Origin of the sequence: Vallitalea okinawensis (assembly GCF_002964605.1) — a bacterium.
GTDB classification, from domain to species: Bacteria; Bacillota; Clostridia; order Lachnospirales; family PQDH01; genus Vallitalea_A; species Vallitalea_A okinawensis.
In genome coordinates, this window is sequence record NZ_PQDH01000005.1 from 236882 (window position 1) to 262481 (window position 25600).

Sequence of the window (25600 nt, forward strand, 5' to 3'; positions counted from 1 at the left end):
AGATGAGGGATCTGTATTCTGGAAGCAATCGGAGATGGAAAAATAAAAGATATAAAAAGTGTAATATATTGATATCCAAGAAAAGTGACTAGTGTCACGTTCCAAGTATCAGCAGGAAAGAAGGATTCCTTGCTTGATCATTTTATGTAATGAAATGAATCAAAAGTAATGAGGTTCGATGCCTCATTACTTTTATAAGCAAAATGCTAACTTTCCTATACTAAAAAAGAACCGCTCCTTAAACTACCTTATCTTGACTACATATACATGAACAGTTCACTTGCTATATACTTTTCACTCTTATCCTAACCTTCTCTATGCCATGTTCGTCTATAGGTAGAAGGCGTTTCATTTCTTATCTTTTTAAATATCTTTACGAAATTCGAATAACTTTTAAAACCACACTTCCAACTAACTTGTTCTAAAGTGCAGTGATAATCTCGTAACATTCTTATGGCTTTGTCAATTCGCACATAATTAATATAACTTACAGGTGATATGCCATTAATCTCTTTAAAAACCTTGGAGAAGTAAGAAGGCTCTAAATGAGCTAATGCTGCAAGATCATCTAATCGTATAGCATCCATAAAATGCTGATGAATATAACTTATAACTTCATTCATCCTATAGTAATCAACCCTCGACTGTCTCTTTGAATCCACTTCGAATGATTCTGCATAGTGACGATTAATCCATACTAAAATAGTCATAAATGTTGATTTAATTAATAAATCATAGTCTAATTGATGTCGTTCGAATTCACTAGAACATTGTACTAATAAATTTGTCAACATCTTAGTGATAGGGAGTTCAGGAGATAAACGATGATTAAATGATTTACTTTGTCCAATAAATGTACGTAAATAATTACGATTCATCTGATCCAAGCCACCAGCCCATATGAATCGTGGCTCAAAATGGAAAACCATATTTTTAACGCTACAACCTTCTTTTACATGTAATCCATGTTGTATATCATTACCGATAATGTAAATATCCCCAGCTTGTATCTCATACATCTTACCATTAATCTGATAAGTGCCCTCCCCTTGCAGTATTAGGGATATTTCAAATCGATGGTGGGAGTGACCAGCCTTATTATCATATTGGTCATTTAGATTGTATATATGATAATCGATATATTTATGATGGATATCCTCAATACATTGCATAAGATACGCCTCCTATAATCCTTATAAATGTATCATAACAGATAACGATGAATATTGTCTATAATTCTGTAAAAACACAAAAAAGGATAGATGCTCACCAAAAAAGTGGAATTTTGTCCACATCAAATCCTGTACAATGAAGCTATAATATTCGTTAGGAGTGTGGAAATGTTAAGAGAAAAACTGAAACCAAACCTTCAGTTAAAGAATGATGGCTCCATTGAAAAATGGAGTTATATTAATAAAGATTCTATAAAAGAGATCTTGTTTAATCTAGGCAAAGGCTATGGTCCTTGTTGGTATGGTAATTGGAACGGTATTGATCATAAGGTGGAACTAACTTACCAAGATAAAGAGGAATATTATGAAGCTTATTTTGATGGATTATACTTTAAGTTAAGCTACGAATTATCACCTAATACATTGATTATTCATAGCAGCATAAAAAATCATATGCCTGTACCATTTCAGCCTAAAAAATGTGGTCTAAAGCTAGGTATAGATACATATATGGCAACTTATCCTGAGTGGTTAACGAAGCTATTCCCTTCATATCTTAGATGTGAAAAGACTCATTTCACAAGTTATCTTATGTCTCCAGATGAGCAAATCATCCTTATGGCTTCACCACAACCTATTGCTTCTTGGAGTCTTGACTATAATACTCATTACTCCCATGGGTACAAATGGGGTGGTCATCGAATACAGACCCTTAATCTAGACTTTATTCATCAAGGTCCATTACCAGAGCGCCATCCTCAACACCTTTATGAGCTAAAAGCTGGCGAGGAAAAGAGTTGGACAATTACACTTCAAGCTGTTGATACCCTTGATGATGTAGCCCCAACTTTAGAGCAGATTACTCATGCACCAACATTTGAAGTAGAGCAGATACAGATGATGCATAAGGAGGAAATTACTCTAGACATTCATTCTCACATACCTTTAAAGATAAAAGTTTTATCACCTATGGGTAACTGGACTTATTATACCCTTTCTCCTAATGCTGATCATGTTTGTTCGTTAAGTATTACTGGTGAAGAAGAAGGTTCTTATAGAATTATTGCAGAAAATACTGTTGGGAAAATAAGCGAGTCAATCATAAGCGTTATTAAACCCTATTCATGGTATATGGAAAGAGCTGCTGAAGCTGCATTATTCCATCTTCCAAGAGCTACCTCTCATTGTGAATCTTACTATGGTTTTTATAGCCTCTATGAGCAGATTAAAATAGATTCAACTAATAAACACATGAAAGATACAGAGGAAATAATGGATACAATCTATCCATTAATATTCGATGAAGAAAAGCCTATTGTAAAAGAAGCACGCATACAAAATACGGCAGCTATGATTAATATTCTTGTTAATCGCTATGAAGCATCAGCGGATATTGAGCATATTCATCGTGCCAATCGTCTCGCTGAATGGCTCATCACTCATTACCAAGCAGAAGACGGCTCCTACCGAGGAGGTAAAGTTCACTATACCAGCGTCATTTATCCAGCTAAAAACCTCATGGCTCTTATGATGGTAATAAAAAACTTAATGAAGGATGATTGTTCATTGCAACAATCCTATGACGATCTTTATACTTCCGTGAAAGCAGCTATTGATGAATTGGTCAATGCAGATGGTAATATTGACACAGAAGGCGAGCTTACATTTGAAGATGGTATGATTTCTTGTTCTGCAACCCAAATTGCTCAATTTGCTCTTTTGCAGGAAGATGAAGCTTCTCGCAACCACTATCTTGCATCTGCCAAAAGGTATCTTAACCAACATACATGTTTGACCCAGTTGTTCATTCCTGATAGTCGAATGAGAGGTGGTACTTTACGCTTCTGGGAAGCTCAATATGATATTGGTATGCAGTATAACTTTATGAACTCACCTCATGGGTGGTCATCTTGGCGTACCTATGCTACATATTATCTGTACCTCCTTACAGGTGATATGGATTATCTTGTTCAAACAATGAATGCCATAGGAAGTGGCATACAGTCCATCGATACCCATTCAGGAAAGCTTCGTTGGGCATTTGTTGCTGAACCTTGTGTAGAAGTTAAGCAATTAACAACATCTTGTAAGCCTCTTGATATTAACACCTATGTAGAAGGGCATTTTAATACCTTAAAGTACCCTCATGCTAATTTTACTGTTGGTGAACAATACATTGATATGGTTAGTCATTGGCAGGGTGCCAACATGCAAGATAATGATGTTCATGAACACTTTAAGTGTATGGCAGAGATTATCTTGACCAAGGCTTATGTTCATGAAAAAACGGATGGTACTTATCTCACATGGAATTGCCGTGTGGTTAAATGTAAAGATTGCATAGAAGTAGTTCCAAATGAGGATATCATACACTCTGTTTGTTTACACTTAACTAAATCTACAACTGTTCAATTGGGTAAATCTGTCGTTAAAGCACCTACTGGTTTTAGTTGGCATAATGTATAAATCATAAAAAACGAGACCACCATCGGTCTCGTTTTCCTATAGGTATTTTTCTTTTTTTTACTTAAACAAGATATAAATACCACTTGAGAATTGTTAAGAAAAGAATTATTACATTTTTATAGTCTGTTGTTGATTGAATGTCTAGGAATCTTAAAAGAACATGTACATAATAATCTCATTTCTGTAAATAAATAGCTAATTATCTAATTTTACTATAACATAATATTTTATAAAATTATGTGTTCCTAGTATAAATGCTAAACATAAAGCTACTTGACAATATGTTAATATAGTAAATGCTGTATCATTACCAACATTACTATTACTTATTAATTTACCAACTACTAATCCAAATACAGAAAACAACATGATTAAACTTACATTAACTTTTCTTTTTTTATTATTATTAGGATTAAAGTAACCTTTATTTATAAGTCTTGCTATATACAAGTTATATATCAGAATTGTTCCTAAATATAATGCTAAGCATAAAATAAAGCTAAAGAAGTTTAACTCTTTTACGGCCGATGCTGTCTTGAAAGCTCCTAATAAAAAAACAAAAGAAAGGCAAAAGCTAATGATCGCTAGAAATATAACATAGTTTTTTCTCTTATCTAAATTATTCAAAATATAAATACTCCATAAACCTATCATAGTAAGCATTGAGATTATTATAATTGATGTAATTTCTGAATATACTCCCAAAACTGCTATAGGTATAGAAAATAAGCAAAGTAAAATATTGCTTTTTATTATAGCATTCTTTGATGGTTCTTCTTTATTAAACTCAATGTAATTGATAGCATTTTCATAGTTATTAATGATATTTTTGATACTAATCACCTCTTGTTTTTTATTAAGCCATATGATACTCCTCATATCAACAATAATAATAGATAACCATCTACCAGATTACATAGCTATATATTTAGATAGATGGTTACTAAGTTCATTTAGTATAACTACAAACTACTTTACTCTATCCAGAGAATTCTACAAAGTAATCAGCTTCTCAGAATAAATCTGAGTAACTTAGTTTTATACTAATAAATTGGTCTATATGGTAATAACTCTATTATTATCTTGTTAACTTCGTCGTCTTTTGTTATTTCATCTACCACAGCATCCAATCCATCTTTCATATGATCTTCTACTGTTTTACCATCAATTTCTACTACATCTGTTACAACCGTATATCCTATACCAACAACAAAACCAACACCAGCTCCAACTAAGTTTCCATACACAGGAACGATCGATCCAGCTAGAGCTCCAGCTTCAGTACTAGCTAGAATTGCCCCACCTCCAACTGCTACATCCACTGTCGCATCTGTGATAATTCTATTTGTATCTACACCTTGTTCCACATTATTATTAATGTTACCTCCTGCATCAATAGCAACTAAAACAATATTCACAATCGCAGTCCCTTTATTAACACTAGATAACGAACTAGTAACTTCATCAATCTGCTGACCTACCATCTTATTCCATGTTCCAGGTCCAATATTGCTTGGTTTGGTGCTGTTTTCAATTACTTTAGGTATTATTTCTTGTCCTACTAGAGCAGCTGCATCAACTCCATTATTTACAGTATCAATTAAAGTACCTGAATTATTATAGTTACTCCAATTCATTGTTATTTCGCTAATTTCAGCTTTGTCATTTCCATTCTTTTCAATATTAATTTCATTCTTATTTTGCGAATCAGAAACTGGCTTATTTACCTTAGGTGATGTATATCCATTACTACTAGAAATAATAACTTCATCCCCATTGCTATCTAAGCCAACTCCATAATGGCCACTTGGATCAACAAACTTCAAAGGATTATTACCTACATAAACATATAGGTTTAATCCATCTCTTCTATAACTATCTTCTTGGGTAAATCGTCCGATTGTAGGGTTATAGTATCTGGCTCTTAGGTAGTAATAACCTGTTACATCATCGTATTGTTCGCCTGCATATTGGTATCTGTTGATGACTTTTTCTATTGCTGATGTGGTGTTTCCAAATGCATCATATGTGTAGCGGTTAGCTACTGTACCTTGTTGACTTGTAAGAGTGGTGATGTCACCATGAGCATTACTATGGTAGTAGTTCATGTCACCTGTAATACCTTGTTTAGCTAAATGTCCATAACCATATACTTCTCGTGACTTAATAACACCTGCTTCATTGGTTTCTAAGATGGTACTTCCACCACTTACAATAAAGTTGGTTACTAGACCATTTTCTGTGATACTTGTTCTTAAACCTAGTGCATCGTAATGATTTTCAGTCCAACTACCATCTGCTAACTTAGCTTTTGTTAGTTGATTGAATCCATTGTATGTGAAATTAGATGTTTGTCCATCTTTTGTTTCAGTAAGTAAGTTACCATTTAAGTCATAATTATATGTTGTTATTATACCATCTATATCCAGTCCTGTCAGCTGATTAAGATCATTGTAAGTATAGATGGTGACTTCTTCACCCATTCTTCTTTCTGTTCTGTTATTAGCTCCATCATACGTAAAGGTTTCTACTTTTGCATCTGGATATGTAACTGTTGACAGACGATTTAGCTCATCATAAACATACTTAGTTATATCGCCACTGCGATTCTCTTGAAGTAGGTTACCATTGAGGTCATAGCTATAGCTATATTCATCGATAATCTCTTCTTGTTTCTTGGTCACTAGACCAGTAATATTCTTGTCTTGGTCAAAACTATATGTAGTCACAACGCCATTGGCATAGCTAATACTTTGAATGGTACTATCAGGATTATAAATGTAGTTAGCTACTTCTTGCCCATCTGTACTAACTGTATCCATTCTACCCAAGACATCATAGGTATAGTTTGTAGCCTTTCCAGTTTGATCTGTTAATGAAATAATCTGACCATTTTTATTGTAAACATAATTAAGCTCGGTTACTTTATTATGTGAAATACTATCTACTGTTCCATTCTCTGTATAACTAAAGCTTTTTATAGATTCTTTATTAATAGCTGCAAGTAGACTTCCATCTTTACTATAGAGGTATTTCTCTTCCTCTCCTATAATTGTATTAACTTTATTCGTTAAACTACTGTCTTTGTTATAAGTATACTGAATTACTTGACCTTTACGATCCTCTTCTTTTGTTAATCGTCCCTCTAAATCGTAATGATAAGTAATGGTATTACCTTCTGGGTCTGTCATGGTTTTTATCTTATTTAGTGAGTTATAGGTATAATTCGTTGTATTCCCTTCACCATCTGTAGTACTAATGATGTTTCCAGCATTATCATAGGAATAGTATTCTGTTATACCTTTTGCATTGGTTACTTCGGTAGCCCGTCCCCATATATCTCTTACATAGGTCGTTGCATTGTCTTCATTATCTATTACCGTTAGGATATTACCATTGGCATCGTAGGTATAGCGAATAGAAGATTTTCCATCAGCTTCTGGTGTAATAATTTCTGTTACTCGATTACCAATGTCATAGCTATATTGTATTGCATGCCCATTAGCATCAATGAGTTTTTTAATATTACCTTTATCATTATATACATATCTTTGAATAACCTGACCCAACTCATTAGTCACTGTATCCAGTCTGTTATTGTCATCATAAGTATAGGTCATACCATTACCATCATCTGTTGATGGATTATAGTTTTCTGGCATAACTTCTTTACTTACATTGCCATTAAGATCATAGAAAGTTCGTGTTATATTACCTTCTTTATCGATCACTTTTATTAATCTGTTTTCGTCATCGTAACTATAGTTGACGGTATTTCCATTGGTATCAGTTCCTTTTACAAGATTACCAGCTTTATCATACTCAAAATGGGTTGTTCTTATAACGGTTGTTTTATTTACACTGTAATCCAAATCCACAAGTTTAGGTTGAAAGTAGTCACTTGTTACATGATTAAGATTGTTGCTTTTATCTTCAAATATCCAGTCTTTTATATAATCAAGATCTGTTGTATCAATATTTCCATCAGGAATGATATCTACTCCGTAGTTAAAACTTCCTTGATTGCTTGTTAACCCTACATCCAAAGCATCCAGAGTTAAGTCATTGACTTGCACACTACCATCATTATTTAGATCTGGTGCTTTGAGTGAAACAGCTTTACCAATAGCTTCAGTGAAATTTTTTGACTCACTTCCAGTTGTGTAGGTAGGTAACTCTGTGAATTGTAGATAAGCAGTTCCACTTATACTATCTTTCATTTTAATGTTTATACTGCCGATAGTGACATTATTTTCACTTAGGTTACTACCTGATACTACTATGATGCCTAGCGTACTTGTATCCATGTTTACCATAGATGAGGATGTACTTACAACCTCCATTACTCGTGGGTCATAACTTAATCTCGCTGTAAGGTAATTTAGTTCATCCTCTGTATCCACTTTAAGTTCATAATTATAAGTCTGACCTGGATAGGCTGTTAAATATGGACTTTCAATCGTTATAACGTTTCTATTTTGTTCTAACGTACTAGCTTCAACTTCTTCATTAATTGTAATAAGACGATTATTATCATCATATTCAAAGGTGGTAACATAACCTTCTGGACTAATAGTCTTAATAACATTACCATTCTTATCGTACTCATAAGATGTGTAGGTATTGACAGTACCACTATAATCACCATCAAGATCTGATGCATTAACTTCTATCCATTGTCGCTTAATTCTACCTAATGTATCATACTCAAAGCCAGTGATGTTATAGATGCTATCATTAATCTTAATTTTCTGTTCTATGACTTTTCCCATATCATCATATTGATACATCATCTCTGAGCCAGATGTATCTGTAATGCTTGTAACTCTTCCCATATTATCATAAGCAAACTGAATGGTATTATAGTTTGTTGGGTAACTGGTTAAAGTAACATGCTCTTGACTTACTTTTTCCGTTAAAACTTGACCCTTTTTATTATAGGTATATTCTGTAATACTATAATAAACAGTGCTTCCTTCTTTTTTAGATGGTTCTCTTCTTTCAACTAACCACCCAGCCAAATTGTATTGATAGATTGTACCATAACGACTTGTATCAGATGATGCACTAGCTATCCCATCAGCATCCATCACTTTTATAACTCTACCAACTTCATCGTATACATACCTTATGACTGGATTTCCTTTAGCATCATTTACTTGTTTCAATCGATTAAGTTCATCGTATTGATAAGTGTATCCAGCACCAGTATCACTACCCTCATTATACTGATTAGCTTCTATAGTCTTTATAACGTTACCATTACCATCATAGATTATTTTCTTTTGTTCTCCTGATGGCAATGTTACTCTTGTTAATCTCCCTGAACCGTCGTATTCAAAGTTGTACCCAGTTCCATTATCCATACTTGAGTTATAGTTATTGGGATTGATTTCTTTTGTTTTATTATTAGCATGGTTATAGAATGACCGATAAACATTACCTAATGGATCTATCTTCTTAACTAGACGATCAAACCCATCATATCGATATTCAAAACCACTCCCATCATCTGATGTACTATTGTATTGTTCTGGCATGACTTGTTTGATAAGGTTACCAACCCCATCATAAAACATCCTTGTCATGTTCCCTTGTGGATCTGTTATTTTTATAATATTGTTGTTATTATCATAGTCAAAGCTTGTTGTTCCGTATGCTGTTTCTATAGTAATAGCCCTATCTAAGCTATCATACTGATAATTAACAACTGTTCCGTCTTCACGTGTTTCTTTCTTAGGTTTAGTAGCATTTAAGTCATACTCAAAGCTTCTTATATGTCCTTCTGGATCTTCTATGGATAATACTCGTCCATCACTATCATAGGAATAATTAGTTTCAGCATAGGTTGAGGTATCTAACTTTTGCTTAATGGTTTTTAAGTTACCTTTTGTATCATAAACAAATTCTGTTATCCCACCATCAGGAGACTCTACTTTTGTTATGTTATTAAAACTATCATAGGTATATTTTGTTTTATAGTTAAATGGTGATGGTGCTGTAATTTCTATTATATTCCCTCTTGTATCATAAGAGTAGTTAGTTATATTTCCATTCCTATCTCTTATACTTGTCTTATTACCTTGGTCATCATAGGTATAAGATTCATATATACCATCTTCCCACTCTTTTTTTGTAATATACATATGGGAATTATAATAGTATTTGACTCTAGTATTTGTTCCTTCAACGATATGCGTATTGACTAAATTAGCTTCGCTATATTCATATCGTGTAATACGACCTTGTTCATCTTCTTGCTCTATAACACGTCCAAAGTCATCATAAATATTTCTAATAAAGGTAATGCCCTTCTCATCAGTAATAGATGTTATACCATCGTTATTATATGTATATTTTACAGTTCCACCAAGATTTTTAACTTCTATTAATTCATTAGAACTATTATATTTATACTCTATCTTTCGACCTGCATGATCTGTAAGAGCTGATAATTTACTACCTGTATAGAATAAAGTTAATGTAGCATCACTTCCAGCAATTGATGTTAACTTATCGCTACTGTAGCTCAATATAATGTTATTATTGTTCCTATCTTTTATCTCTGTTAGTTGCCCAGACATATTAAAGATATATTTTGTTTGGTCCATATAGGTTAGTACAAATGTGTCATTCGTTTTATCTAAAGTTTCATGAATAGTTCCTTCTGTAACATAATTACCAGAACTATTTTTAAAGAAGATAACCCTACGTCCGTCTGGATACTTAACGGTTATTTCATCATCATTACTAGCACTTTCTAAAGTAATTAATATGATTCATATAAATGTAATGTTTTACTAAAACCCCAAAAAAACGAGACCTCCATCGGTCTCGTTTCCCTATTGAAAATACCTTCCATCTTTACCTGGCATAGGATTCAAATGCATGTATTTCTCTTTTGTAGCTAAGCCTCCGCGGATATGTCTCTCCTGCTTATTTATATCTAACACTTTCCTCGCTTCTTGGGCCAATTGAGGATTGATTTTTTCTAAACGTTCTGTCACATCTTTATGTACTGTACTTTTACTAATTCCGAATTTTTTGGCTGTTTCACGTACGGTTGCATTGGACTGAATGATATACTTGGCAACTTCAATAGCCCGTTCTTCTATATATTGTTTCATAGACTATTTACCCCCTAATCTCACTTACTATATTGTTATGAAAGAAGTAGGGGGTTTATGATAAGAAAAAGCAAGTAGCCATAGAATTATTGGCTACTTGCTTTTTCTTATAGATAAAAACTGTGATTTCCGATTGTAGAATAATACGGACGACTTTGTGTGATCCAAGAACTTTTAGCTTTCGCTGGGTTCATGAAATATAAACTATCACCGGCCGTATTGCCACCTTCCAATGCTATCTTAGCTGCAATGACGCTTGTGTTTGATGGATCGTTGTAAATTGCTCCATTGGCTACTGGTGTAAACTGTATACCAAACTCATCATCAAAAATAACGCCATAAATTGTATTTGGGTACTCCGAACTCTCAACACGATTTAAAATTACATTACCGACACCAATTTTCCCATTCATGGACTCGCCAGAACTTTCTGCTTCAATGATTCTAGCTAACCATAAAATATCCTCATCTGTATACCCTCTATAATCAACTAAATTATCAGGTACCGTTACGCCGTCTTTATATATTTTAACTTTGTAGGTATCCTGATCCCAATAGACATCTGCGCCTAATGTTTCACTAACAAATCTTATTGGCACAAAAGTACGGTTACTTACCAATTTTACGCCTTGTCTAATGGATGTGTATTGTCCATTGACATACGCATAATCCTCACCAATTGGTAATTGGATTTCAGTAGAGCCATCTCTTATAATGGCTGTCTTGTTTGGATGATCCCACTCAACACTATCAACACCTAGTGCTTCACTTACAAATCTTATGGGCACAAAGGTAGTTCCATCTGTGAGGAATGGATCGGCATCTGTGTAAATATACGTGTCGTTTACCGTGGTGCAAATTGGTATTTGCGTTTCGTCTACACTTGCAGCTTTGGAAGGGACTACAATACAAGTTACTAGAAAAACAAACATAATAAAAGATAATAACTTTTTCATTATTATCCCTCCTTCCTAAAATTAGTATAACACCTATCCCCTACGGATCTCAATAGAAGATACATGGATGAGTAGTAATTTTTTAACAAAACAGTATGTAAGAAAAGCACATAGCATGGACAAATTGCATAATGCTCACTGCCTTCTATGTGCTTAACATACTTTCAAACTTCATTTTTATTGAACTAAGTGATCACTAGGGTTACATGGTCCATTGTCCTTCATTACTCTAAATCCAACATGTGAGCCTAAATTTAATGCAAACATGGTAGGTTCAGCAACTTGACCAATAACCTCTCCTTTTTGAACAACTTGTCCCTGACTTACATTTACTTCTTCTGATAATTGTTCATATGTTGTCTTCCAACCTTCACCATGATCGATAACGATCATTGTTCCTTCTTCTTCAGTCTTTGTGATACTTTCAACAGAACCATCAGCTGCCGCAATAACATCTGCTCCTACATTGGCTTGAATACATAGGGCATCATTTGTACGGTAGAGATCTAATGTTGAATCATATATGCTGGCATCCATACTGAAGTCCATAACGACGTCACCTGTAACTGGCCACAACATATTTTGACTGTTATCATAAGGACTAAATGTTTCCTTAGCTTCTTCTTCCTGCTCTTTTTCCTGTTGTTCTTCCTCATCTGCTGGCGTTTCAGTAGCAGTCTCTTTAGCTTCATCCTCTTTTGGTGGCGCTTGGTCATCTGCTTGGTCTTCTTTAACAACAAGTAAATTATCACCCAATTCAGAGTTACCAGTCAAGTTGGTCACAGATTCCATATCGATATCTTGATTATCATCCAATACGGTCTCATCAGTTGGTTCTTGATCTGTATTCTGAGCAACTTTTTCTTCATTTAAATCAATCTTGGGTTCCTCTGCAACTTCCGGTTCTCGGTCAATGGATATAAATGTGAGTAAAAGTGTGATAACAACTATTGATGACAACAACAATATATAAAAACCATTTTCTTTAAACCGGTTAAAATGTTTTCTACTCATGAAAAACAACCACCTCCGGTTATATTATAGCCATAGGTGGTTATATCTATACATCATTTCAACGATATAGATTGAATAAAATACTTTAGTTATTAAACCATTCTATTAATAAATATTATTGATTTGTACCCCCACATAATAATGTTCTAAAATCCCTTGATACTCCTTACCGTCTTTAGCCATTGCATTGGCACCAAATTGACTCATTCCAACACCATGCCCAAACCCCTTCGTAACAATACGCATCTCATCACCGGACTGAGATATGGTCATATTACTAGACCTCGTATTAAAAGCACTTCTTAATTCTTCACCACTGATCACTTCGTTACCAACTTGAACGCTTACTATGTATCCTGCTTCACTTCTTTCTAAAATCTTCATCTGCTTGGCTAATGGCTCATCCGTTAGATAAAGTCCTGAAATGCTGGCTTGTAAAGAGACTTTAGCTGCATCTTCAGTTAAAAGATTTTGAACTTCGTATTCCCCTGCATCTAAATCAAATGGACTATTGACGCTTTGTAAATAAGGTAATTCAAAATTCCATACATCATCAGCTGCTTGAGTTTTTCCTGCACTTATGGCATGATAAACTGCCTCTATGGGTTCATCGTTATAGACTAATATTTGACCCCTCGTCGCCTCAACCGCATCATTGATTTTTTTCATGTAGATATAGTAATCTTCACCCCATCTATCTTTCAACTCTTTTTCAGTTAAAAATGCCTGTCCTTGGCGGAAATCTGTGGATAAAACTTTTGTTCCAGTAATGATTTTTCGATAGGCATAAGTTCTCGCCGCTACAGCCTGCGCCTTTAATGCTTCTACATGATAGGATGCTGGTACTTCAGCAGCAACTACTCCAGCTATATATGTTTCCAAATCCATGTTTTGTATCTCTCCGGTGGATTCAATTTTTAAATTAACAGAAAAGCCCGTTGATTCTTTCTCTTCTTTAACTTCCTTTTCGGTTCCAAGATTAAAAAGCACTGTCACTAGAGCTGGTAGCAATAATATGAGAAGGATCAATAATATGCCGCCAATCAGCTCATTTTTCAAAGGCATCTCCCCTATTCTCTATATATAAACTCCAGGTCTTTTCAAATCTCAAATAATTATGAAACTACCTGATTTATATTAAAATTACACTATATATAATGTGTATGAAGAACATGATACATTCATTCACAAGAAGAGTAATTAGAAAGAAGCATATGACAACTCATATACTTCTCTACCATATCTTTTTCACTTATTACTTGCCTTTGCGACGTGAACCACTTGCATGTTGGATTTCTGGTACGGGCTTCTCTTCATTCTTTTGTGGTCCCCTATAACGCTTATGCTCCCAAGATGATTTTTGATCTTTTTTTGCCATATGAACATCTCCTTTAATCAATGATTATTTAAATACCCTAAGATAAAATCTAGACTTTGCCTCATCTGTAGAATGCCTTCAAAGGCATCTCCCCTTTGTTCCAGTCGTTCTGCTATACTCATTAAGGTAAAGTCCTGTGGTCTTATACCAGCTTCAACTTCCTCCCATGAAACGGGAGTAGAAACAGTAGCGTACTCTGTTGCTCTTGGTGAATACGCCGTTATAATGGTTTTTCCTTGCCACATTTGAAGATAATCAAAATATAATTTACCATCTCGTTTATTTACAGAACGTTCTATTGTAATTTTACCTGGATGCTTATCCGATAAATACTTGGCTAAAAACAGATTCACATCTCTAGCTTCTTCATAGGTATACTTCTCTTCTATAGGTACATAGACTTGTAAACCTGTTGCACCTGATGTTTTTATAAAGGATTTTAACCCTAAGCCATCCAGCATATCTTTAGCCCATAGCGCTACTTCAATCACTTCTTCAAAAACTTGTCCTTTTGATGGATCTAGATCCAAAACCAGATTATCTGGGTGATCTGGTTTTGATACTTGGTTGAACGCTGTGTGCAATTCAATGGCAGCTTGATTCCCTAACCACAGAAGTGTTTGCAAATCGTCCAGTAAGATATAATCCTTTTCATGCCAATTGAATGTAGGCACCCAATCCGGCGTATAATCCGGAGCATTTTTCTGAAAGAAGCTCTTTCCATCAACCCCATCCGGATAACGTATACTGGTCAATAGCCGTTGCTTGCTATACCTCAAGATAAACGGACTTAATACCATTAAATACTTAACATAGGCTGTTTTATCAATGCCTAAGTCTGCCCAAAGGAGTTTATTGGGGTTGGTAATCTTTAAATTATATTCTTTTAGTGCTTCTAAATTTGTCACTCTACCAACTCCTCTCCTGAAGCTTCATCAGGTTTCATTTTCGTAAACCCTTGTATTTTAGCATGTCTTAAATGACCATCATTGGTCCACTCAAAAAAATGAATCCAGCAAGTTAATAAAGGATTGAACCAAATGGTATCTTCTTGATAGGGTAAATTAATAAAAGGTGCCTCATCACGTTTTAACTGATGAGCATATTGGTATAATAGCTGCATCTCCTCTTGTTTCAGACCTATAGATACATTGCCAATATAAATCAACTGATTATCTCTATAAATACCTATTGGAATAGATGCCGGTTGTCCACTTTTCATATGGATACCACCAACAACGCCTAAAATCTTTCTACTAATTTTATTCTTATACCAATAATCGTGTTTTTTCCCAGCTATATAAGGACTATCTTTATTTTTTGATACAACTCCTTCATAGCTCTTTTCCTTCATAAGGTGATAAAGTTGATCACCATCATTAAAAGTGCGACTTATCGCTATTGTCTCATTCTCTATTAGTATCTCTTTCAATATATCTTTTCTTTCATTTAGCGGCTTCTGCCTTATATCTTCATCATTAACAGCTAAACAATCAAAGACGATATAGTGGACTGGTTTGATCTTTTGGTAATGGGCTGCATGAACCCCTTTACTGCGTTCTCTAATTAGAATATCTTGAAATGATGGCTTATTCAGTTCATTGAAAACAACAATCTCTCCATCAAGTAAAGCGTTGTCACATTTCAGCAGTTTGTTGATTTGCTTTAGCTCCGGAAAGTAAGTTCCTCTCTTATTACCTTTCTTCGTAAATATTTCAAAGGCATCATCGTTGACCTGACTAACTCCTCGAATACCATCCCACTTTATTTCATGTATCCATTCAGAACCTTGTGGTATCGTTTTATTTTTATTAGGTTCCATTACTCGAATCAGCTTATTCATATGCTTTAGCTAGCTGAGGTTTTTTTCTTAGTTGTTGTTTTTTTCTTCTTAGCAACTTCTTTTTTCTTAGTCGTTTTTTTCTCTTTTTCCGTTTCTTTTATACTTGCTTGTAAAGCTTCCATAAGATCAATAACGTTCTTTTGTGGAATTTCTGGAGCTACTTGAACTTCTTGTCCAGATATTTTTTGTTCAATGATATTTCTTAGAGCAATACGATAATCATCGGTATATTTGCTAGGATCAAATTCAGTTGTTAAGTTATCAATCAGTTGAGTCGCGATATCTAATTCCTTTTCTGCCACATCGTTGCTTTCAGGTAATCCAGGAACAAGTGATACTTCTCTAACTTCATCAGGATAAAAAATGGATTCTAGAACAAGAATATTATTATAAACCCTTAAAGCTGCTAACGTTTGCTTATTCCTTATTGTGATCTTAGCTATGGCAATCTTTCCTGTGTCACCCATGGCTTTTCGCAGTAAGCTATAAGCTTTTCCTCCTGTTTCTTGGGGTGATAGATAATAAGATTTATGAAAATAAATAGGGTCTATTTCCTTTAGATTAACAAAATCAATAATATCAATGGTACGTGATTGGACCTGAGTCTTAGCTGCTTCAAAATCCTCATCGGTAATAATGACAAAATGTCCAGGTTCGTACTCAAAACCTTTAACAATATCATTTTCAGTTACTTGTTCATCACATGTTTCGCAAACTTTCTTGTATTTAATAGGTGTGTGACATTTCTTATGCAGATAGCGAAAACGTATATCTTTATCCTCTGTAGCTGCAAACATCTTTATTGGAATATTAACTAATCCAAAGCTAATAGAACCTTTCCACATGGTATGCATTAAAACACCTCCTTAAAAGTATTTTTCCAAATGTTACGGACTTTGTATCAGGTATTTTCGTGGCAATCTAAGTTATATTTACCATTTAGAATTTTTGCAAAAAAATGAGTAAAGGCAATCCAAAAATGAACAATGTGTGAACCTTGTTCACTTTATATTGACTTTACCATCTCAACAACTTATAATCTATAATGAACTTGATTCACTAAAAACAAAACATTATTCAATAAATAACTATGACAGGAGGATTTTCATGTTAATGAATTTAATTATAGCTATTATCGCTGGCTGGGGTGCTGGAGTTGTCACTGGTTTAGTAGGCGCATCTGCAGCCGTTATCATTACGCCAATGCTTGTAACCTTCGCTGGTTTTGATCCATTTATCGCCATTGGTATCGCCTTAGCTACAGATGTATTTGCATCCGGTATCAGTGCGTATACTTACTCGAAACACGGTAATATAGAAGTTAAAAAAGGTATGTATTTAGCCATCTTTGCTTTTATATTTGCAATTGTGGGTAGTTATTTATCCACTTTTATAGAATCTTCTTCATTAGGTAATACATCTGCGCTAATTACATTGCTTATGGGTATTCGTTTCTTAAGAAAACCATTAAATGAATCTGTTGCAAAAATGAAAGAAAGTAATAAATTCAAATTCTTTCAAGAGAGACCTGTATTTAGCTCCATATTTTTTGGTTCAATTATCGGTATAATCTGTGGATTCGTTGGTGCAGGTGGCGGTATCATGATTCTATTGATCCTATCACTTATTTTAGGATACGAGATGAAAACAGCCATCGGTACTTCTGTTCTCATTATGATATTTACGGCTTTTGCAGGGGCTGTAGCGCATTTCGCTATACCGTATGAAGCTGTTGGTATGGATACAACAACTCAACTGATGTACACAGCTGTTTGTGTTGTAACTGGTTTGATTGGTGCTAAAATGGCTGCTAAGTTTGCTAACTTTGCATCAGAAGAGAAACTAAATAAAGTAGTTGGTGTTACATTGACTATTTTAGGAGCTGTTATGGTTATTCAAAAATGGATTTAAGGTCTAAAAAACAATAAAGAAGCTAACTCAATTTTCTGAGTTAGCTTCTTGTTTATTTATCCCTTGGTAGTTTCTCACCACAATGAGGACAATAGTTATATGGATATTTTTCTTTTAATTCTACGTGATAATCCGTTTCTTTATCTTTCTTTTGCTTATTAATTTCTTCCATAAACCCTGAGCTTAAGATACCTGTTGGCAATGCTACCAGACCAATACCTAATACGGCAATAATAGCACTGAGCAGTCTACCACCATCAGTAGTTGGATAAATATCACCATAACCTACTGTTGTCAAAGTAGCTATAGCCCACCATAGAGCATCTGAAAGTGTTTCGAATTCTGGATTTATATCTCTTTCAATATAAAACATCAATGATGCAGCAATGAATATTAACATCAATGTGATGGATATTGTCATTACCAGCTGTTCTTTTTCATTTTTTAAAACCCTCATCATGACATTCATAGATTGATAATAGCGACTTAACTTAAATAATCTTAATAGCCTAAAGAGACGGTCCATCCTTAACACGCGCAAATCGATAGCTAGTAAAAAAGGTAAATAGGTAGGTAAGATAGCTACCAAATCAATTAACGCCATACCACTAAAAATGTACTTCATCCGGGCTCGCCACTTAGGTAACCCTTCAAAACGAACATCTGCAGTATAAATTCTTAAGGCATATTCTACTGTAAAAATACCAACTGAAACATATTCAATAATATTATAAGCCAGAGGCCGATTACCAGCATCATAACCCTTATTATATTCTAAGAAGACGACTAAAATATTAACCACAATTAAAGTTGTAATGAATATATCGAACATAACACTTCGGCGGTCATCTACATCTCCTTTTTCTATAATTTCATAGATTCTGGCTTTCATCATTTGTAACACTCCCTAACTCATTTAATTACATGTGTTCCTTCTCTTTTCTAATATTATAACTTTCCTTATTCTTATTTTGTTGCAGTAGTCGATAATTTATAACGGACATGATAGTGGCTAATATAGCCAGACCGATAAATGCAAATGTGATGTCTAAGTGATCTGCAATAAGTCCAAACAAAGGAAAAACAGTTATCATCCCAAAGCTAAAAACCATGCTTTGAAAAGATAAGATGGTCGCCCTTCTTTCACTTTCTATTAACTGATTAATATAGTCAGAAACTGCTACAAAAATAATGGCTTCTACAATAGTGATGAGAACAAATGCTATCGCACTTGATGGGATAAATGGTAATCCCCATAAACCTATCACCACTAAAAAGGGGGAGTACTTCAATAAAGCCCTTTCACCAAAAGCTTTTTCAATCTTATGAGCAAATAAACCACCTAATGCACCACCAATGCAGGAGGCCCCTAGGAATAAACCGATGATCCATTCGTCATAACCATAACCCTTCCAATAATTCTGTAAGTAATAAAAGGAAGCCGTTATGAATGTACCCAATAATGAAGAAAAGATAATCAAGTATGTCAATCGACCATTACCTTTAATGGCTTTATAGGTATCTACATACTGTAGCTTTATAGCCTTAAACATTTTCTCTTTTTTAGTCTGCTGCGTTTTTACTTCTTTAAAACCTAATGTCTGAATAAGTGCCAATACTGAAATACCCATGGCGACAAAGTAAACATGCTCATAACTTAATGTACCAATGATTCCACCGATAAATAGGGCTATAACTGCAGCTATTTGATAGGTAAACTCTATGCGACCATTATACTTCATATAGTCTTGGTCTTTTCCTAGGATCTTTAATGAATCATATATAAGTGCTTCACCAGCTCCTGATTCTAAATTATAAGATATTGGTAAAATCATAAAAGATATTAAGTAGTAGATGAATGAATCACCAACAACCATAAGTAGAAGCCCAATAATACTAAAAAAACGCCCTAGTATTCTACTAAATTTTCGGCCATATAAATCAGCTATGGCTCCAGTAGGTGTTTCCATTATAAAAGACACCACATGAAATGTACCTTCCAGTAATCCTAACTGAAAAAGTGTTGCTCCCTTAGATGCTAAAAACAGCATCCATATACCTTGTGTCAAGTCAAAGGACTTTGTAAATGTATATAAGTAATTTAATATCACATTATTTTTATAACTTTTCTTAATCATCATGCATACCTCCAATGCGTATTTTAGCACACAAAAAAACACCCAAGCATATCAGCTAAGGTGCATCACTGCATACTTACTAATAAACTGGTTAAATGGAATCTTCTTCATTTCTAGAAAAGGGCGCACTTATCCCGTGAAGTTGTGAATTATGTGCGTTGTTCCATTTTATACCAATCCATAATAGCATTGCATACATGGTATTTACCTCACTTATTCATATTGAATGTATCATCAATATGTTCTCTTAGTTTCATAGTTATATTACTATCATACATTCTTATTTTACGATAAATGTAACTCATTGTCAATGCGCTTATAATGGAGAGGCTTCTGCCTCTCCTTATTTAGAATCTCCGTATTGCTTCTTTTACCTCAAGTTCAATTTTTTCTCCTGTATGGCGATCAAATAGTTCAACGATACCTTCTGGTGCTCTCTTACCAACAGTTACTCTTAAAGGTATACCGATAAGCTCAGCATCCTTAAACTTAACACCTGGTCGGTCCTTTCGGTCATCTAACAATACCTCCACACCTTTTTGTCTAAGAGATTCATAGATTTCTTCACCGATTTTTACTTGATCTTCATTTTTAACATTTACAATGGTAACAACTACTTTGAATGGCGCAACTGCTTCAGGCCATATAATACCATTTTCATCATGATATTGCTCTACAACTGCCTGTAGTGTACGTGAAATACCAATACCATAACACCCCATTACGAAATGTTGCTCCTTACCATTCTCATCTAGGAAGGTTGCATCTAAGGCTTTTGAATATTTGGTTTGTAGTTGAAAGATATTCCCTACTTCAGTTCCTTTATCCATAGCTAAAGGTTGTCCACATTTTGGACACTTATCCCCAAGTTTAACAAGCAGTAAATCTTCTACTACTTCTCCTTCAAAATCTCTTCCATAATTAACATTCATCATATGGTAATCTGTTTCGTTAGCTCCAACAACCATGTTTTGTATCTTAGTTACTCTAGCATCAACTATTAAGCGAATACCTTCTTTCAAGCCTATAGGACCAGCAAAGCCCACTGCTGCAGTAGTTACTTCTTCAACATCAGCTCGGTCAGCCATTACAAGCTCATGCTCAGCAACACCTAATAACTTCACTAATTTAACTTCATTAAGTTCGCGATCCCCTGGAATCATAACAGCTACTATTTCTTCTCCAGCTCTATAAAGCAATGTTTTAGCTAATCTATTAGCTTCTATACCTAAGAAACCTGTTAACTCTTCAATACTTCGCACATCTGGTGTATGCACTTTTTCCATATCCAATATAGATTCTTCGAACTTTACATCATAAACCGTTTCAGCTTTTTCATCCGTAGCTGCATAATTACACCCAGAACAATAGGCTATCGTACTTTCACCATATTCTGAAAGGGCTACGAATTCATGTGAATCACTATCTCCCATAGCACCAGCATCACCTTCTACAACTTTGAAATTCAAGCCACATCTTTCAAAGATTCTTTCATAAGCATCCCACATTTCTTGGTATGATTTTAACATACCGGCTTCATCACGGTCAAAGCTATAAGCATCCTTCATGACAAACTCTTTTGAACGAATTAAGCCATACCGTGGTCGCTTCTCATCTCTATACTTTGTCTGAATCTGATAAAGATTGATCGGTAATTGTTTATAAGAGTTGAGTTCATTCTTAACTAAATCCGTGAAAATTTCTTCATGTGTTGGTCCAAGACAGTACTCACGATTATTACGATCTTTTAAACGGAACATCTCTGGTCCAAACTGACTCCATCTACCGGACTCTTCCCATAACTCTCTAGGTTGAATAGCTGACATATGAACTTCTTGTGCTCCTGCTCCATCCATTTCTTCTTTAACAATGTTCTCGATTTTTTTGAATGCGCGGTATCCTAATGGTAAAAAAGAATAAACCCCTGACGCAGACATACGAATCATACCGGCTCGTAATAAAAGCTGGTGACTTGGTACTTCAGCTTCACTTGGTACATCTCTCAAAGTTGGCATGTATAATTTAGTCATTCTCATAATCATTTCTCCTCTCAGTAAACTAATGTATGTTTGTTAATGAAGTTAAACGCAAAAAAACCTCCATCCCACAAAGGGACCGAGGTATCGGCGGTACCACCCTAATTAATGCTTTCACATTCTACTCTATACCTTAATAACGGTTAGGTTACCGCTGTATTCATCACACAGAAACTCCAAGGCGGGTTCAATCATTTTCTTATTGGAGTTCTCAGCATTATCTCCTTCTCTGTAATAAGAAAATATCATTTACTATTCCTCTTCATCGTCTACAATTTCTATTTAACTTCTTATAATATATTTGAAAAAAGATTAATTGTCAACCCCTATCTAAATAGATAGGGATATCTTATCATCATAAAAAATGACTTTATTCTTACCCGTATTTTTGGCTGTGCTATTGGCTTTTTCTGCTTTATTAACAAGTTCATCAAGCTTGCTACCATCCTCTGGATAATTAGCCACTCCAATTGAAACTGTTACTGGATAAATCCACTCTTTTGTTCCGGATTCTACTGCATCTCTAATTCGCTCAGCCTTAAAATGTACGCTATCACAATTACCTTGTAAGACAACAATAAATTCATCTCCAGATAACCACCTAAAGATGCAATCGGATTTAACTAAACAACCACATATAAGATTAGCCAAGACTCGAATCATCTTATTGCCAGCTTCGTAGCTAATGTTATTAAAGCGCTTCAAATTATCGCCATCAATAAACAAAATACTGAACTCTTGATTTTGCTCAACCAGCTTATCGATGTGCATTCTAGCTGCTCGGCTATTTTGCAGTCCAGATACGTCATCTTTCAATGCCAGATCATAAGCTTCTTCCATAAATTTCAAACTTTCTTTTATTCTTCGGGTAAAGTTTCGAATAATATTTTGCTTCCATTTGTCGTTAGATAAAGAGCTATCATCATCGTTGCTTAATAAGGAGTTGAATAAAATAAGATAAAAGTCTTCTATACTGTGAATATTATTGTGATAATGGATGACTAGTGTATGTAAATCAATTCCAGGAAAACTGTCAAATTCTTTAAAACGTCTTTCAATAGAAGCTAATAGATTAACTGCATCCATATGACTGGCCTCAGGTAATATAATGGTGAATTCATCTCCATCTGTCCTAAAAGGTTTGACTTTGTTATTATCAAATATACTTTCTATGATGGATTGAGCCATATACTTAAGACAGTCATCTCCTTTTCCTCTACCATGCCTTGCATTATACCCTCTAAAATCTTCAAAGTCGATCAGTATAATTGCACCTGTTTTTCCAAAAAGCTTTGAACTGTCATATTCAACTAAGTTAAAAAAAGATGGAAAATCAGTTAGCGGGTCTACATAGACATGGTCAAAATATCCTTTCATGTAATACCTCCCCGATATAACAGGTAGTTCCAATCCATAATAAGAGCCTTAGATGGTCCAAGGCTCTTATTTATCGCTACAATTATACTCTATTGTACTATATTTATCTTTTTTAGTCAAGTTTTACAGTTTTATTCTAGCTATAGTAAAAATTTTCAATTATATTCTTCTAACTTCAAAAACTTTTTGGTTATTTATTATATTTATTGACAGCTTTTTGCTTTTGTTTATGACGTTGCTCACCTGCATGAGGGTCTTGTGGTTGAGTCTTTTGTTGTTGCTTGATAAACTCAGCATCCTGAGCTGGTGTAAAGCTACTGAAACCATTTCCCTTTGACATGTCAACACTCCTTTCATACTTATTATGAGAAGGTATGCTGTTTTCATGCATTTTAAGATTCTTTTTCTACTATCCACTTACTCATGGTTTCAAGAGATAAGCCTAAGTTACCAATTTGACAATGGTTTTGTGCATGCTCTGCTCTTGTAAAGACGTGCTCTGTAATAGATTTGGTATTTTTAAGAGCTTTAACTTGAAGGTCGTGCATTTTAAGTGGAATAAAATGATCTTCTGCTCCAGTTAAAATTAACACATCTTGTTTTACCAGTTCAGATTTAAGATGCTCTTCATTGAATTCCAATATTGCCATTCCACTGTCAAGTGGTGTATCAGTCTTTGTAATATACATAAGATTCTCAACACCCCATTTTTCTTGAGGCATCATTTTCATCTTTAAATCCGACATCCAAGCCATAAGTTTTGGATGCTTGAAAAGCCATCTTGCAAATTTCTCAATAGATTCTGGTGGTATCTTCATATAATCATAAGCGATACTAGAAGCTATGACTCTCTTGATTCTTGGCTCATAAGCTGCCGCTCTGAAACATAGCCATCCACCCATTGAAATCCCCAATAAAGTCACATCATCTAAGTCAAAATAGTCAAGAACAGCTTTTACTGGCTTTTCCCATTCATAGGTCAGTGCCAATCCTTGTTTTTTAAGAGCACTTCCTTGTCCAGGTCCTTCAAAGAGTACAACTTCATAATTCAAATCAGCAAAATAGGTGGCCATTGAATAAAATTCTTCAATAAAGGAATCAAATCCACCGTGTATAACAATGGTTCCTTTCTTCTCATTACCTCTTGGAGGTACTTTCATAGCTGGTAGCGATACATTACCATAAGGTACAGGAAAACGCTGAAAGGGCTCATCTTTAAATACTTGGTTGTAAAACATATCAATGAACTTATCGTACAACTTGATTTTGTCTGGATCTGATGGACTTGTAAAAAACTCCGCCGCCCTATAATAGAAGGTAGCATTCATCAGCCTTTTTTCCTTAAGAGCTTTCTCTGCTTGTCTTATCATCTCATCTTTCCAGTCATCAACTTTATTAATTCTACTTGCAGCATCAGCCATATCTTCTTTTCGTGTGTATCCCATTGAATACCATCTGTTCATCTGAAAGTCCATGATTTTAGTCTTATGAAACTCATGATAGCCTATAGGGAAGTTGAATTGTAACATATTCACCACTCCTTCAAATAGAATTTATTTTTTTGCTAAACCATTTTTCATAAAATCCACTAAGTAATTCATGCCATCCTCATAATTATCTGATTGACTCATGTCCGTCATTTCCACTACATGGGTGAATAAATACCCAATGAGATTTTGCACAAAACCTAATGGCAAATCTTCTCTGAAATCCCCTCTAACGTAAGCAACTTTTACTAATTGATTAATCTGATCGTTACTCTGAAAATCATGTTTTTTCATTGCTTTTTTGTAGATCTCATTACCTTTTTCCTTAATAAAACTTTCAGAAAACCGATTGATATCAGGATACTGGCAAGAAAACTCCATTCCTAACCGTATTTGTGTCTTAAATATTGTGAAGATATCTTTTGTGAAATCCTCTGGTTTCATAGTTTTAGCTAAGAATACCTTTTTCTTTTCAATTAATATATCTATCAAATTAAAGTATAAATCTTCTTTATTTTTAAAATGATAATAAAAAGAACCTTTACTCATATTAGCTTCTTTCAAAATATTATTTAATGATGCTTTATCGTAACCCTTATCAACAAACTCATTTAAGGCTGCATCCAATAAGGCCTGATCATGCTCAAAGGTCTTATCAAACTGATTGCCCATGTTCACCACCTCCTGGGGTTTGA

At 34.4% G+C, this 25600-nt stretch carries 20 protein-coding genes and 1 other annotated feature; of the genes, 2 read left to right on the forward strand and 18 right to left on the reverse strand.

The window, feature by feature from the left end; genetic code table 11:
* Nucleotides 1-305: 305 nt before the first annotated feature.
* Nucleotides 306-1172 (reverse strand): helix-turn-helix transcriptional regulator, encoded by an 867-nt coding sequence (locus C1Y58_RS15495; protein ID WP_105616991.1) that lies wholly within the window; start codon nt 1170-1172, stop codon nt 306-308.
* Between the two features lie 168 nt (nt 1173-1340).
* Here C1Y58_RS15495 and C1Y58_RS15500 point away from each other — a divergent pair, with 168 nt between their 5' ends.
* A complete protein-coding gene (locus C1Y58_RS15500; protein WP_105616992.1) occupies nt 1341-3638 on the forward strand; it encodes a hypothetical protein in 2298 nt (765 codons plus the stop codon).
* Nucleotides 3639-3833: 195 nt separating this feature from the next.
* Here the strand turns inward: C1Y58_RS15500 and C1Y58_RS26735 are convergent, their stop codons facing one another.
* The 10 genes from C1Y58_RS26735 to ku all read right to left on the reverse strand — a co-directional run bounded on the left by C1Y58_RS26735 (nt 3834) and on the right by ku (nt 16810).
* The gene (locus C1Y58_RS26735) at nt 3834-4265 is read right to left on the reverse strand and encodes a hypothetical protein (protein ID WP_170311612.1); all 432 of its coding nucleotides are present in this window, start codon (nt 4263-4265) and stop codon (nt 3834-3836) included.
* A gap of 416 nt (nt 4266-4681) precedes the next feature.
* Nucleotides 4682-10249, reverse strand: a complete 5568-nt coding sequence (locus C1Y58_RS15510; RefSeq protein WP_105616994.1) for an RHS repeat-associated core domain-containing protein — start codon at nt 10247-10249, stop codon at nt 4682-4684.
* Nucleotides 10250-10480: 231 nt separating this feature from the next.
* On the reverse strand, nt 10481-10765 hold the full coding sequence (gene spoIIID, locus C1Y58_RS15515; protein ID WP_105616995.1) for a sporulation transcriptional regulator SpoIIID: 285 nt from the start codon (nt 10763-10765) through the stop codon (nt 10481-10483).
* A gap of 107 nt (nt 10766-10872) precedes the next feature.
* Complete coding sequence (locus tag C1Y58_RS15520; protein ID WP_105616996.1) at nt 10873-11721, reverse strand: stalk domain-containing protein; 849 nt, start codon at nt 11719-11721, stop codon at nt 10873-10875.
* Between the two features lie 177 nt (nt 11722-11898).
* Nucleotides 11899-12735, reverse strand: coding sequence for a M23 family metallopeptidase (locus C1Y58_RS15525; protein WP_105616997.1), 837 nt, complete (start codon nt 12733-12735; stop codon nt 11899-11901).
* A 105-nt stretch (nt 12736-12840) separates the two neighbouring features.
* The gene (gene spoIID / locus C1Y58_RS15530; RefSeq protein ID WP_157950130.1) at nt 12841-13794 is read right to left on the reverse strand and encodes a stage II sporulation protein D; all 954 of its coding nucleotides are present in this window, start codon (nt 13792-13794) and stop codon (nt 12841-12843) included.
* 196 nt (nt 13795-13990) lie between these two features.
* Nucleotides 13991-14113, reverse strand: a complete 123-nt coding sequence (locus C1Y58_RS27065; protein WP_278286116.1) for a hypothetical protein — start codon at nt 14111-14113, stop codon at nt 13991-13993.
* A gap of 17 nt (nt 14114-14130) precedes the next feature.
* Nucleotides 14131-15021 carry a non-homologous end-joining DNA ligase gene (gene ligD / locus C1Y58_RS15535; RefSeq protein WP_105616999.1) on the reverse strand — a complete coding sequence of 297 codons (891 nt, stop codon included), beginning with the start codon at nt 15019-15021 and terminating at the stop codon, nt 14131-14133.
* A complete protein-coding gene (gene ligD, locus C1Y58_RS15540) occupies nt 15018-15935 on the reverse strand; it encodes a non-homologous end-joining DNA ligase (protein WP_157950131.1) in 918 nt (305 codons plus the stop codon). Before ligD (C1Y58_RS15540) ends, ligD (C1Y58_RS15535) begins: the two co-directional genes overlap by 4 nt.
* A 26-nt stretch (nt 15936-15961) precedes the next feature.
* The gene (gene ku / locus C1Y58_RS15545) at nt 15962-16810 is read right to left on the reverse strand and encodes a non-homologous end joining protein Ku (RefSeq protein WP_105617001.1); all 849 of its coding nucleotides are present in this window, start codon (nt 16808-16810) and stop codon (nt 15962-15964) included.
* A gap of 253 nt (nt 16811-17063) precedes the next feature.
* Here ku and C1Y58_RS15550 point away from each other — a divergent pair, with 253 nt between their 5' ends.
* The gene (locus C1Y58_RS15550) at nt 17064-17867 is read left to right on the forward strand and encodes a sulfite exporter TauE/SafE family protein (protein WP_105617002.1); all 804 of its coding nucleotides are present in this window, start codon (nt 17064-17066) and stop codon (nt 17865-17867) included.
* A 52-nt stretch (nt 17868-17919) separates the two neighbouring features.
* Here the strand turns inward: C1Y58_RS15550 and C1Y58_RS15555 are convergent, their stop codons facing one another.
* From C1Y58_RS15555 to C1Y58_RS15580, 7 genes are all read right to left on the reverse strand, one after another.
* Entirely contained in the window at nt 17920-18762 is an 843-nt protein-coding gene (locus C1Y58_RS15555; RefSeq protein WP_105617003.1) for an ion transporter, read from the reverse strand.
* Between the two features lie 25 nt (nt 18763-18787).
* Nucleotides 18788-20005, reverse strand: coding sequence for an MFS transporter (locus C1Y58_RS15560; protein WP_157950132.1), 1218 nt, complete (start codon nt 20003-20005; stop codon nt 18788-18790).
* Nucleotides 20006-20352: 347 nt separating this feature from the next.
* Nucleotides 20353-22041 (reverse strand): proline--tRNA ligase, encoded by a 1689-nt coding sequence (locus C1Y58_RS15565; protein ID WP_105617005.1) that lies wholly within the window; start codon nt 22039-22041, stop codon nt 20353-20355.
* A gap of 71 nt (nt 22042-22112) precedes the next feature.
* Nucleotides 22113-22316, reverse strand: a binding site (T-box leader).
* Between the two features lie 55 nt (nt 22317-22371).
* Complete coding sequence (locus C1Y58_RS15570) at nt 22372-23418, reverse strand: diguanylate cyclase domain-containing protein (protein WP_105617006.1); 1047 nt, start codon at nt 23416-23418, stop codon at nt 22372-22374.
* A 190-nt stretch (nt 23419-23608) separates the two neighbouring features.
* Nucleotides 23609-23758, reverse strand: coding sequence for a hypothetical protein (locus C1Y58_RS26485; RefSeq protein ID WP_157950133.1), 150 nt, complete (start codon nt 23756-23758; stop codon nt 23609-23611).
* A gap of 52 nt (nt 23759-23810) precedes the next feature.
* Nucleotides 23811-24947 (reverse strand): alpha/beta fold hydrolase, encoded by a 1137-nt coding sequence (locus tag C1Y58_RS15575; RefSeq protein ID WP_105617007.1) that lies wholly within the window; start codon nt 24945-24947, stop codon nt 23811-23813.
* A 24-nt stretch (nt 24948-24971) separates the two neighbouring features.
* Nucleotides 24972-25577, reverse strand: coding sequence for a TetR/AcrR family transcriptional regulator (locus tag C1Y58_RS15580; RefSeq protein WP_105617008.1), 606 nt, complete (start codon nt 25575-25577; stop codon nt 24972-24974).
* Nucleotides 25578-25600: the final 23 nt, after the last annotated feature.

Excerpts from the sequence above, each read along its gene's own strand:
- C1Y58_RS15495 (WP_105616991.1), bottom strand. The coding sequence starts at position 1,172 with ATGCAATGTATTGAGGATATCCATCATAAATATATCGATTATCATATA.
- C1Y58_RS15500 (WP_105616992.1), top strand. The coding sequence starts at position 1,341 with ATGTTAAGAGAAAAACTGAAACCAAACCTTCAGTTAAAGAATGATGGC.
- C1Y58_RS15510 (WP_105616994.1), bottom strand. The coding sequence starts at position 10,249 with ATGGACCAAACAAAATATATCTTTAATATGTCTGGGCAACTAACAGAG.
- spoIIID (WP_105616995.1), bottom strand. The coding sequence starts at position 10,765 with ATGAAACAATATATAGAAGAACGGGCTATTGAAGTTGCCAAGTATATC.
- C1Y58_RS15520 (WP_105616996.1), bottom strand. The coding sequence starts at position 11,721 with ATGAAAAAGTTATTATCTTTTATTATGTTTGTTTTTCTAGTAACTTGT.
- C1Y58_RS15525 (WP_105616997.1), bottom strand. The coding sequence starts at position 12,735 with ATGAGTAGAAAACATTTTAACCGGTTTAAAGAAAATGGTTTTTATATA.
- C1Y58_RS27065 (WP_278286116.1), bottom strand. The coding sequence starts at position 14,113 with ATGGCAAAAAAAGATCAAAAATCATCTTGGGAGCATAAGCGTTATAGG.
- ligD (WP_157950131.1), bottom strand. The coding sequence starts at position 15,935 with ATGGAACCTAATAAAAATAAAACGATACCACAAGGTTCTGAATGGATA.
- ku (WP_105617001.1), bottom strand. The coding sequence starts at position 16,810 with ATGCATACCATGTGGAAAGGTTCTATTAGCTTTGGATTAGTTAATATT.
- C1Y58_RS15550 (WP_105617002.1), top strand. The coding sequence starts at position 17,064 with ATGTTAATGAATTTAATTATAGCTATTATCGCTGGCTGGGGTGCTGGA.
- C1Y58_RS15555 (WP_105617003.1), bottom strand. The coding sequence starts at position 18,762 with ATGATGAAAGCCAGAATCTATGAAATTATAGAAAAAGGAGATGTAGAT.
- C1Y58_RS15560 (WP_157950132.1), bottom strand. The coding sequence starts at position 20,005 with ATGATTAAGAAAAGTTATAAAAATAATGTGATATTAAATTACTTATAT.
- C1Y58_RS15565 (WP_105617005.1), bottom strand. The coding sequence starts at position 22,041 with ATGAGAATGACTAAATTATACATGCCAACTTTGAGAGATGTACCAAGT.
- C1Y58_RS15570 (WP_105617006.1), bottom strand. The coding sequence starts at position 23,418 with ATGAAAGGATATTTTGACCATGTCTATGTAGACCCGCTAACTGATTTT.
- C1Y58_RS26485 (WP_157950133.1), bottom strand. The coding sequence starts at position 23,758 with ATGTCAAAGGGAAATGGTTTCAGTAGCTTTACACCAGCTCAGGATGCT.
- C1Y58_RS15575 (WP_105617007.1), bottom strand. The coding sequence starts at position 24,947 with ATGTTACAATTCAACTTCCCTATAGGCTATCATGAGTTTCATAAGACT.
- C1Y58_RS15580 (WP_105617008.1), bottom strand. The coding sequence starts at position 25,577 with ATGGGCAATCAGTTTGATAAGACCTTTGAGCATGATCAGGCCTTATTG.